Genomic DNA, 10,434 nt, shown 5'->3' with positions numbered 1-10,434 from the left:
TCTCCACTTCCGTGCGTTCTACACTCTTTCACCGTCTGTGTTTTCTCTTGTTTGCCTCGCCTCTCAGCGCAACAGTTAATATTATATCAGCACTTCTATCTTTTGTAAACCCCTTTTTGACAATTTTTTTATCTTTTTTACATTATCGGCAAATTTTCTATATTATTATTTATTCTATCTTATTTTTAATGCCTTTTCACTATTATCCTGCTTTTTACACGCTGAATCCCTCTTCATATACATATATATGTAAAAAGAAATTTGTTCTTATCCTTTAAATGTAATTTCACTCCCAATTATATTGTGCATTTATATAATTGGGATAAGACTTATTTGTTCATTTTGTACAAATTTCGTAAAATTTGTTTTTACAGACTGGACTTTTCGCAAAAATGTGTTATTATAGTATATGTAAAGCGATATAGTTTTGGCATCCTGCTACTTGGTGTTTAAGCTACCTACCTTTACAAATTGCAAATACCGGGAGGTTTGGTTATGAGTTTTGACAGAATTATCGCCATTACAAGACAGTATGGTTCAGGCGGACACGATATCGGTAAAGCACTTGCCGAGAAGCTTGGTATATCGTTTTATGATAAGGAGCTCATTTCTATTGCCGCTAAAGAGAGTGGTGTATCTCCCGAGGTATTCAAGCATGCTGACGAAAGAGCTACCAACAGTCTTTTGTATTCATTGTCTGTGGGACTGTACAATTACGGTAACAACTTTTCTTCAGTGGGCGACCTGCCGGTTAATGACCGTCTTTATATTTTACAGCACAAGATTATCAAGCAGCTTGCAGAAAAGGAAAATTTCGTTGTTGTCGGTAGATGCGCCGACTATGTTCTTAAAGATAATCCGAAGCTTGTGAAGGTATATATTTATGCTGATCTTGATAAGAGAATTAAAAGAGCTGTTGACAGACAGGACATTGACCCTGCCAGAGCCAAACAGGCAGTTTTGAAGGCAGACAAGAACAGAGCAAATTACTATAGTTTTTATTCAGGGAAAAAATGGGGTCTTGCAGATAACTATGATTTGTGCCTTAACAGCACTAACATTACAGTTGATCAGGCCGTTGACATTATTATAAGTTACATCAATATTTGTGACTCAAATAAAAAATAACACTCATATTCGAGCATTTCCTGAATATACTATATTGTTTTATTAAGGAGGTGTACTATATGAAATTTGTCATTATGGATCTTGATGATTTTATCTTTGGTAACGAAGAATGGCACGAGAGTGAAAGATAATCGCTTTTCGGACAGAATTTTAATTTATTTACCGTGATTTTTTTATCATTGACATAAAATCAAAAAAGAGGCGGATACTTAATCAAAAGTATCCGCCTTTTTTGTTGCCCCTTAAAACGAAACGAGGGCTTGCATTAATATTGTATGCGTCAAAATCGCAATTATTCATTGTTATTTATAAAAGAAAGCGGATCGGCGTACTTGCCATCAATCTTCACTTCAATGTGTATATGGTTTTCGTCCCCTGCCTCAAAGGGGACTGCGCCGATTGTACCGACCTTCTTCCCGACATCGATTGAATCGCCCTTGTTTACATCAACCGAGCCAAGTCCGCAATATCTGCATATGACATTGTCGGTTGAAATTTCAACGATTTTGCCGAGCATTTTATCCTCACAAACATTAGTAACTACTCCGCCCGTCATTGCGGTTACATCATCGCCCAGTTTGCCGCCGAAATCAACTCCCGTGTGCGGTTTCCATACATTCAAAGTTTTGAAATAAACACTTTTTTCGCTGTACTCACGAACAACATTGTTTGAATTAAGCGGATAGTTCAGGCTCAAATCTGTTGAAAGCATTGTTTCAAGAGCGTTTTTTGAACTTTCTGTCGGATTTGTTGACGGTTCTTCGGTTGCCGCAATGGTAGGAACTTCAACATCAAGCTTAACCTCGGGCAAGGTTTGGGTTACACCTGTGACATTTTCATTAACCTTAACTTCATTGCTTTGAGTTGCGGCAGGAGTTTTTGCACTTGGCACTGATAATGTATTGTAGGTTGAGTACACCGCCATGCAAACGGCAATCAGACAAATTGAGCAAGCCGTGTAAAATCCGATTTTTTCACGGCGACTGCGTTTTTTCTTTCTGTTGTTATAATAATCGCTCATAAAAAAGCACCTCCGTTTCTATTATTGACTGAGGTGCTAAATTTATACAGTTGTATATACAAAAATCCCTCCCGAAAAACGAGAGGGATAAGTTTGTTTTTAAGTATCAATTAGTATCAATTATACTTTTCTGCAAACAGCATTGATTGACTCCGGAATTTCGCTTTCGTCAGCAGAAATAAGGAGAACAATGTTAGTTGATGCAGTTTCGGCAAGATCCTGAAGCTTCTTTGTGAAGGTTTCAAGGCCTGCAAGAGCCTCGGGGCAAATCTTGAATGTTGAGTCAACGAGAATGTCAGTAACATCATAGTTGCCTGCGCAGATACCGCTGATAAAACCGAAAAGCATATCATAACCGCTGATGAGATACTGCTCTGTATCAATAAGTCTTGCCTTATGTGTAACGTCATATGTGAGCTTTGAGCCTTTTTCAATTACAACAACATTGCCTGTTGAAGCGGCAACAGCCTCGTTAGCAAGAGAGATGAGCTTTTTAGTTTTGCCTGTTCCTTTTTTACCGATAAGTAAAGTAACCATAATTAGTTCCTCCGTTGTTATACTTTATTAAGAAATTATCCGAGTCTTGCCTCAAGAGCAGCCTTCTGATCCTCATAGCCCGGCTTGCCGAGAAGAGCGAACATATTCTTCTTGTAGCTTTCAACACCCGGCTGGTTAAACGGATTAACACCGAGCATATAACCTGAAATAGCACAAGCCTTCTCAAAGAAGTAGATGAGATAGCCAAGCTCTGATTCGTTCATTTCGGGAACATTAAGAACAATGTTCGGTACACCGCCGTCATTATGAGCGAGAACTGTACCCTCGAAAGCCTTTTGATTTACGAATCCCATTGTCTTGCCCGAAAGGAAGTTAAGACCGTCAACATTTGTCGGGTCTGTACCGAGAGTAACTTCTTTTTTACATTTATCAAAGAGAACAACAGTTTCAAACATTGTGCGTCTGCCGTCCTGAATGTACTGACCGAGTGAATGAAGGTCTGTTGAGAAAATAACGCTTGCGGGGAAAATACCCTTGTTATCCTTGCCTTCACTCTCTGCAAAGAGCTGCTTGAACCACTCTGACATCATTGTGTAAGCCGGCTCATAAGAAACCATAACTTCCATAGTTTTGCCCTTGCGGTAAAGCATATTTCTGATTGCAGCATATTTGTAACAATCGTTTGTCTTTAAATCATCGTTGTCAAATTCTTTCTGAGCTGTTGCGGCACCCTGCATAAGAGCGTCAATATCAGCACCCGAAACTGCGATAGGAAGAAGACCTACTGCTGTGAGAACCGAGAAACGGCCGCCTACATCGTCCGGAACAACAAATGTTTCGTAACCTTCTTCGTCGGCAAGAGCCTTGAGTGTACCCTTAGCCTTGTCAGTTGTGCAGTAAATACGCTCTCTTGCGCCCTCTTTACCGTACTTCTTTTCGAGCATTTCACGGAACACACGGAAAGCGATGGCAGGCTCGGTTGTTGTACCTGACTTGGAAATCATATTTACGGAAACATCCTTGCCCTCGCAAAGCTCCATGATTTCTGCAAGTGCAGATGAGCTGATTGAGTTACCTGTGAAGAAAATCTGCGGTGTGTCCTTGCAGGTAAGGTTGTAGTTCTGTGATGAAAGAAATTCAATAGCCGCTCTTGCGCCGAGGTAAGAACCGCCGATACCGATTACAATGAATACATCAGTATCTTTCTTGATTTTCTCTGCACACTTCTTGATGCGTGCGAACTCTTCCTTGTCATAATCTGTAGGAAGATTGAGCCAACCCAAAAAGTCGTTGCCGAGGCCGCTGCCGTCATGCAACACCTTGTGAGCTGCTTTAACTTCGGCAGCAACACCGTCATATTCGTGTTCGCCGATAAAATCACTTAAATACTTGTCATTTAACTTTGTTGCCATTTATAAATTCCTCCAAAATTCCTATAGCGAAAATAGAATCGCAATAAGTATCTTTGTTGTTTTATTATACTATAATATGAGCGTTTTTGCAAGGTCAATTTGTGAATTTTTAAAATAAACCCACATTGTTTTTTGCACTGCTTTTAATAACAATGCACAAACGCTTGATTTTCCGACAAAATCAAAGCGAAATCAGTGAAGCGAACACATATTCAAGCAATGCACCGAAGCTTGTTTTTTGAACAGAATCGCCTGCACAAATATCAAAGCTCTGCACCTTTTTTGAATTGACAAGATATGTAAGCGTACCTATCTTTCTATTCTTTTCAACGGGAGCGTCAATCTTGTCGGGCAGGTCGATTTCGGTTGTAATTTTAGCACCGTTTCCTTTGTCAACCACTATTTTTGAAGAAACCTTACATTCAAGCTTTACGCTGTCAGCCATACCGCCGTTCACTTCAATGCTTTTCGGCATATCTTCGGGAAGTGTTAATTCTTTTACAGAAACATTTGCAAAGCCGTAATCAAGAAGTGCCGCCGCATCTGCAAATCGCTCTTTGCCTGTTTTACAGCCGAGAACAACACTTATCAGCGAAACATCTCCCCTTGTTGCGGTTGCAGACATACAGCAACCCGCATCATTGGTTGTGCCTGTTTTCAATCCCGTAATTCCGTTATAGGTTTTCAACAGCTTGTTCGTGTTGACAATCTGAGTTTTACCGTCACGAAGATTATCGAGCCAAATTGATGTGTAGTCAAAAATTTTCTCATGCTTTGTAAGCTCTCTTGACATAAGCGCAACATCATAGGCAGAGGTTATATGCTCCTCCTCGTCAAGTCCGTTACAATTTTTGAAAACGGTGTCGTTCATTCCGAGTTCTTTGGCACGGCTGTTCATTTTTTCAACAAAAGCGTCCTCACTTCCGCTGATATGCTCCGCAAGCGCAACCGCCGCATCGTTGGCAGATACAACAACCGTTGCCTTTATCATATCATCCGCACTCATGGTTTCGCCTTTTTCAAGCCAAATGTCACTTCCGCCCATTCCTGCGGCGTGTTCTGATGCAGTAATTTCATCGTCAAGGCTTAATTTTCCGCTGTCAACAGCCTCAAAGACGAGCAAAAGCGTCATTACCTTTGTTACGGACGCACACGGTCTTTGCTCATGCGGATTTTTCTCAAAAAGAACTTTGCCTGTTGACGATTCCATTAGCACGGCAGACGGAGCGGATATGCTGTCCGCACTGAGAGCATTCACTTTTAATCCGACAAACGGCGACAATAAAAGCACAGCACACAATGTTATTGAAACAAATGCCTTTCTTAACATAAAAAACACCTCGTTCATTAATATGAACAAGGTGTCGAATGTATGTAATAAAATATGTGCATTTTTTGAAGCTGTAACTTTTTAATACTTCTCAATAAGACAAACTGCGTGAGCGGAAATGCCCTCAAGTCTACCTGTAAAGCCGAGCTTTTCCTCGGTAGTAGCCTTAACGCTGACGAGCGAAATATCAATTCCGCAGGCATTGGCGATATTTTTTCTCATTTCGTCAATATGCGGTTTCAGCTTTGGCTGTTGAGCAATAACGGTTGAGTCGATATTGACAATTCTGTAGTTATAATCGGCAAGCACACGGCACACCTCTTTCAAAAGAAGAATACTGTCTGCATCCTTATACTTTTCATCTGTATCGGGAAACAGCTTTCCGATATCACCGAGAGCCGCCGCACCGAGAAGTGCATCCATAATTGCGTGAACAAGCACATCGGCATCCGAATGACCGAGAAGTCCGAGTTCAAAGGGAATCTCTGTACCGCCGATTATCAGCTTTCTGTTCTCGGCAAATTTATGCACATCATATCCGTGACCGATTCTCATATAAATCTCCTTTGCACAATCAACCATGTTGTCTTGACTTGAGAATACTCTCGGCAATCACAATGTCAATCGGGGTTGTCAGTTTAATATTTTCCTCATTGCCCTTTACAACAAGAACCTCGCCGCCCATGTTTTCAATCAGCGAACAATCGTCTGTAAAGTTGATGATATTATCGCCGGCATTTTCAAGAGCAAAGCGGTACAGATCACGCTCAAAAACCTGCGGAGTCTGAACAGCACGGAGCTGTGAACGGATAGGAGTGCTTTCTATATTATTGAAACCGTCAACAACCTTGATTGTATCTTTTACGGAAGTTCCGAGAGTTGCCGCACCCGTATCAAAAGCCGCCTCAACAACACGCTCAATTTCTTCAACGGTAATAAGCGGTCTTGCGCCGTCATGAATAGCATAGTATTTGGCGTTTTCACTGCACGCACCGATTCCGTTACGCACGCTGTCGGCACGGCTGTCACCGCCCTTGACAAGTTTTGAAACCTTGTTGAAACCGTTAAGCTCGATAATTTTATTGATTCTGTCGTTATCCTGTTCACGGCAGACAATTACAATTTCTTTGATAAGGTGGCATTTTTGGAACGCCTTCAGGGTGTATTCAATTGCAGGTCGTGACAAAAGCGGAATAAACTGCTTGCTGTCGGCAATTCCCATTCTCACAGAACCGCCTGCCGCAACAATAACCGCAGATACAAAAGCTGACATATTCAACCCTCCGTAAATTTATTTTGCAATTTTATGTATAATTTCTTTTAAAGAAAATCAAATCTTATCAAGAGCCTGACTGATGTCGGCAATAAGATCATCAACATTTTCAAGACCTACCGAAAGTCTGATAAGGTCGGGTGCAACACCTGCCTCAATAAGCTGTTCATCCGTCATCTGACGGTGGGTGTGGCTTGCGGGATGAAGAATACAGGTTTTAGCGTCTGCAACATGAGTTTCAATGTCGCAGAGCTTTAAACTGTCCATAAATTTAACCGCACAATCTCTTCCGCCCTTAACCGCAAAAGAAAGTACACCGCATGAGCCGTTCGGAAGATACTTTTCAGCAAGTGCGTGATATTTGTCATCTTCAAGGTCGGGATAATCAACCCACGCAACCTTGTCATTAGCCTTGAGGAATCTTGCAATTTCAAGAGCATTTTTGCAATGTCTTTCCATTCTCACATGAAGACTTTCAAGACCGTTCATAACATAAAAAGCATTCTGCGGTGACTGGATTGAACCGAGGTCACGCATAAGCTGAGAAGTTGCCTTTGTAATGTAGCCGAGCTTGCCGAATTTTTCGACATAGACAATGCCGTGATATGAATCATCAGGAGTTGTAAGTCCCGGATATTTGTCGGCATATTTCAGCCAGTCAAAGTTGCCGCTGTCAACAATTGCACCGCCGACAGAAACACCGTGACCGTCCATATATTTTGTGGTTGAGTGAGTAACAATGTCAGCACCCCACTTAATCGGCTGACAATTGACAGGGGTTGCAAAAGTGTTGTCAACAATAAGCGGAACACCGTGCGAGTGAGCAAGTCTTGCAAACTTTTCAATATCAAGAACAGACACGGTCGGGTTGGTTATTGTTTCACCGAACATTGCCCTTGTGTTTGGTCTGAATGCCTTTGCAAGCTCTTCTTCGGGAAGATTCTGATCGACAAAAGTAACATCAATGCCCATTTTCTTCATTGTAACACCGAGCAGATTATATGTACCGCCGTAGATTGCAGACGATGCAACAATGTGGCTGCCTGTTTCGCAGATGTTGAAAAGTGCAAAGAAGTTCGCCGCCTGACCGCTTGATGTGAGCATTGCGGCAACACCGCCCTCAAGGTCGGCAATTTTTGCGGCAGTCATATCATTTGACGGGTTCTGCAGACGGGTATAAAAATATCCGCTGTCCTCAAGGTCAAAAAGTCTGCCCATTGCGTCACTTGAATCATACTTAAAGGTGGTGCTTTGATAAATGGGCATCTGTCTTGGTTCTCCGTTCTTAGGCACATAGCCGGAATGCAAACACTTTGTTTCCTGTTTCATTGTAAAAAATCCTCCGTAATTTCATTTATTTTAACTAAATATTAACTCAAAATCGGATACCGAATTATCCGAAAAATTCTTTAATAAAATTCATTATTGCATCTGTTCCGAGCACAACGCCTGCAACTATAAGCAAAAGCAGTAATGCGCTGACAATTCTTACGGTTGTACGCTTTGCACCCGTCATTTTCTCAAACTGCTCGTCAAGCGTTTCACCGTCATTCTCGGTGTATTCAACATCTTCGTCAAGAATTTCTTCGCCCTCAAGCTTGATTGCGCCGATTCCGACACAGGTGTCGAACGCCTTTTCATAAGCCGAATACGGAACATAGACATCATAGGTCAAATCATCATAGCCTGTGTATGCCTTAATGCTTTTGCTGTACTTGTTTTCCATACACTTTTTGATTGTAGCGTCACACGGAACGGTGCTGTCCTCAAGTGCGGCTTTAACTCTCTGCAATTCAAAGCCCGATGCCGTGAGCAGATACACGGGAGTGTTTTCATCGGTTATTGTTTTAAGCTGAGCCTTGCAGTTTTTGCAGACTGTTTCTTCATCATTATGCAGTCGCTTGCATTTTGAACAATATTTCATAGACAAATCCTTCGTTATTTCATTTTGTTATCTACAATTTTAACACAAAAAAACAGCATGAGCAATACCCCACGCTGTCTTTATCCATAAATTTTTGTGCAGTTTTGTTATAAACTAAAGTTATCAAAGTGACTCCACAAGTCTTACGATATACTTTTGAATAAGCGTTGCATCTACAACATTGATAATGCCGTCACCATTTACATCTGCGACATACACATCTTCCGCATTGTTGACATCAATAAACTTATTTCCATTTTCATCTGTAAGATTAACAATATATTTCTGAATATCGGTAGCGTCAACTACATTAATAATACCGTTATTGTCAACATCGCCTTTAAGTCTTGTGGTTTCTGATGAATTAAACTTGTAGCCGTACTTTTTGGCAAAGGTTTCTGCTGTTGATCCAATCTTACCGTTAATTACAAGAGCATTGCAATTGCCGAATGAATCACAGCAAATTGCCTTTACATTTTCCCCGATTGTCACCGATTGAAGATTTTGGCAGTTATAAAAGGCATAGTATGAAATAAATTCAAGATTTTTGCCGAATTTCAGATTTTTAAGTAAAGTACATTCCTCAAACGAACGGTCGCAAATGCTGATAATACTGTCGGAAAAGCTCACCGATGAAAGGTTTGTGCAACCTGAAAAAGCAGATGTGAGAATAGATTCAAGTCCGCTGTTCAAAGTAAGCTTTTCGATTTTACTTCCTGCAAAAGCATAATTGCCTATTGCCTTAACCGTTTCGGGAATTGTAACAGTTTTCAGCGTTGATGCTGACGGTAACGATATCACAACCGAGCCGTACGGAGCATAAGATGTGTAGCTTCTTGATTCCGTAGAAGGTGCATCAGGATCAGTAATATCTTTTGTTACTGAATACATATGATTCTTGGCGATAAGTAAATCGTTTTGAACATAGAAGTTTGTGTTTCCGCTTTGAACCGTAATGCTTGAAAGCTGTGAACAGTACGCAAAGGGATTATAACCCATTGAGCTTACACTTTTCGGAATTGTCACAGTTTTGAGATTAGTGTATGAAAACGCCTGTTCACCGATTGAAACAAGGCTTGACGGAAGTGTGACTGATGTAAGCTTTTGGTCCGTAAAGGCATAATCGGCTATTGAAACAGTTCCGCTTTTTATCGTAACAGAGCTGTTATCCGCAAGCTTACCCTTGTACTTATACGCAACTTTTCCTGCGTAAACAATTCCGTCAGATTGATTTGTGTACCAAAGGCAATTGTCAAATGCATTATCACCTATCGAAACAACGCTTGACGGAATTGAAAGTGTCGAAAGGCTTGTACAATTTTTAAATGCCCAAAAATTTATTTTTGTCAGTGTACTCGGCAGGCTTACACTTGTAAGTGCGGTACAGCCGAGAAATGCACTTGAACCAATTTCAGCAATGCCCTTGGGAACAATAATTGTTTTCAAAGTTTTGTTAAACGAAAAACAATTGTTGTCAATGCCAACCATATCACAATCACCGACTGACGCAGGAACATTGACGCTTGCAGACTTACCGGAATAAGATTCAATCCACGCGTTAAATCTTCCGTTTGATTTCTGACCCACAATGCGATATTTGTATCCGCCATATGTATAGCTTTTATAAAGCTCATGTTTTGGAATTGCCTCCGCACTTACCTCGCTTGCCGTTGATACAACCGCATTTGCCGACATCGGCAATGCTGTAAACACACCGAACGCAAGAGTTGCCGATAGTGCAACAGAAATAATTTTGTTTACTCTTTTTCTCATTAAATACCCACTCCTGTTCAGCAGAAATACTATACTTTAAGTTATCACACTATTTTTTAATTGTCAACTCAAATA

At 40.9% G+C, this 10,434-nt stretch carries 10 protein-coding genes; 1 reads left to right on the top strand and 9 read right to left on the bottom strand.

Features of this window, described 5'->3' with window-relative positions; genetic code table 11:
- Positions 1 to 495 precede the first annotated feature (495 nt).
- Complete coding sequence (locus WMO31_RS10975) at positions 496 to 1,128, top strand: cytidylate kinase-like family protein (protein WP_117848195.1); 633 nt, start codon at positions 496 to 498, stop codon at positions 1,126 to 1,128.
- A gap of 292 nt (positions 1,129 to 1,420) precedes the next feature.
- Here the strand turns inward: WMO31_RS10975 and WMO31_RS10970 are convergent, their stop codons facing one another.
- From WMO31_RS10970 to WMO31_RS10930, 9 genes are all read right to left on the bottom strand, one after another.
- A complete protein-coding gene (locus tag WMO31_RS10970) occupies positions 1,421 to 2,149 on the bottom strand; it encodes a M23 family metallopeptidase (protein ID WP_021883263.1) in 729 nt (242 codons plus the stop codon).
- A gap of 120 nt (positions 2,150 to 2,269) precedes the next feature.
- Complete coding sequence (locus tag WMO31_RS10965; RefSeq protein WP_015522772.1) at positions 2,270 to 2,686, bottom strand: hypothetical protein; 417 nt, start codon at positions 2,684 to 2,686, stop codon at positions 2,270 to 2,272.
- Between the two features lie 35 nt (positions 2,687 to 2,721).
- A complete protein-coding gene (locus tag WMO31_RS10960; protein WP_015522771.1) occupies positions 2,722 to 4,059 on the bottom strand; it encodes a glucose-6-phosphate isomerase in 1,338 nt (445 codons plus the stop codon).
- A 181-nt stretch (positions 4,060 to 4,240) separates the two neighbouring features.
- The gene (locus tag WMO31_RS10955; protein ID WP_367999716.1) at positions 4,241 to 5,389 is read right to left on the bottom strand and encodes a D-alanyl-D-alanine carboxypeptidase family protein; all 1,149 of its coding nucleotides are present in this window, start codon (positions 5,387 to 5,389) and stop codon (positions 4,241 to 4,243) included.
- Positions 5,390 to 5,470: 81 nt separating this feature from the next.
- On the bottom strand, positions 5,471 to 5,944 hold the full coding sequence (gene ispF, locus WMO31_RS10950) for a 2-C-methyl-D-erythritol 2,4-cyclodiphosphate synthase (protein ID WP_367999715.1): 474 nt from the start codon (positions 5,942 to 5,944) through the stop codon (positions 5,471 to 5,473).
- Positions 5,945 to 5,963: 19 nt separating this feature from the next.
- Entirely contained in the window at positions 5,964 to 6,662 is a 699-nt protein-coding gene (gene ispD, locus WMO31_RS10945) for a 2-C-methyl-D-erythritol 4-phosphate cytidylyltransferase (protein ID WP_367999714.1), read from the bottom strand.
- Positions 6,663 to 6,719: 57 nt separating this feature from the next.
- Positions 6,720 to 7,991, bottom strand: a complete 1,272-nt coding sequence (locus tag WMO31_RS10940) for an O-acetylhomoserine aminocarboxypropyltransferase/cysteine synthase family protein (protein WP_303693142.1) — start codon at positions 7,989 to 7,991, stop codon at positions 6,720 to 6,722.
- A gap of 64 nt (positions 7,992 to 8,055) precedes the next feature.
- Positions 8,056 to 8,586 (bottom strand): hypothetical protein, encoded by a 531-nt coding sequence (locus WMO31_RS10935; RefSeq protein ID WP_117883125.1) that lies wholly within the window; start codon positions 8,584 to 8,586, stop codon positions 8,056 to 8,058.
- Between the two features lie 123 nt (positions 8,587 to 8,709).
- Positions 8,710 to 10,359: a leucine-rich repeat protein gene (locus WMO31_RS10930; protein ID WP_367999713.1), complete on the bottom strand. Its 1,650-nt coding sequence runs from the start codon at positions 10,357 to 10,359 to the stop codon at positions 8,710 to 8,712.
- Positions 10,360 to 10,434 lie beyond the last annotated feature (75 nt).

Source organism: Ruminococcoides intestinale (genome assembly GCF_040095935.1).
GTDB lineage: Bacteria > Bacillota > Clostridia > Oscillospirales > Acutalibacteraceae > Ruminococcoides > Ruminococcoides intestinale.
Note: the sequence above shows the minus strand (reverse complement) of the source record. Positions and strands in the feature narration are given on the sequence as shown.

What these genes read in the sequence shown, in the direction of transcription:
- WMO31_RS10940 (WP_303693142.1), bottom strand. Translation starts at nt 7,991, where the DNA reads ATGAAACAGGAAACAAAGTGTTTGCATTCCGGCTATGTGCCTAAGAAC.
- ispF (WP_367999715.1), bottom strand. Translation starts at nt 5,944, where the DNA reads ATGAGAATCGGTCACGGATATGATGTGCATAAATTTGCCGAGAACAGA.
- WMO31_RS10970 (WP_021883263.1), bottom strand. Translation starts at nt 2,149, where the DNA reads ATGAGCGATTATTATAACAACAGAAAGAAAAAACGCAGTCGCCGTGAA.
- WMO31_RS10975 (WP_117848195.1), top strand. Translation starts at nt 496, where the DNA reads ATGAGTTTTGACAGAATTATCGCCATTACAAGACAGTATGGTTCAGGC.
- ispD (WP_367999714.1), bottom strand. Translation starts at nt 6,662, where the DNA reads ATGTCAGCTTTTGTATCTGCGGTTATTGTTGCGGCAGGCGGTTCTGTG.
- WMO31_RS10965 (WP_015522772.1), bottom strand. Translation starts at nt 2,686, where the DNA reads ATGGTTACTTTACTTATCGGTAAAAAAGGAACAGGCAAAACTAAAAAG.
- WMO31_RS10955 (WP_367999716.1), bottom strand. Translation starts at nt 5,389, where the DNA reads ATGTTAAGAAAGGCATTTGTTTCAATAACATTGTGTGCTGTGCTTTTA.
- WMO31_RS10930 (WP_367999713.1), bottom strand. Translation starts at nt 10,359, where the DNA reads ATGAGAAAAAGAGTAAACAAAATTATTTCTGTTGCACTATCGGCAACT.
- WMO31_RS10960 (WP_015522771.1), bottom strand. Translation starts at nt 4,059, where the DNA reads ATGGCAACAAAGTTAAATGACAAGTATTTAAGTGATTTTATCGGCGAA.
- WMO31_RS10935 (WP_117883125.1), bottom strand. Translation starts at nt 8,586, where the DNA reads ATGAAATATTGTTCAAAATGCAAGCGACTGCATAATGATGAAGAAACA.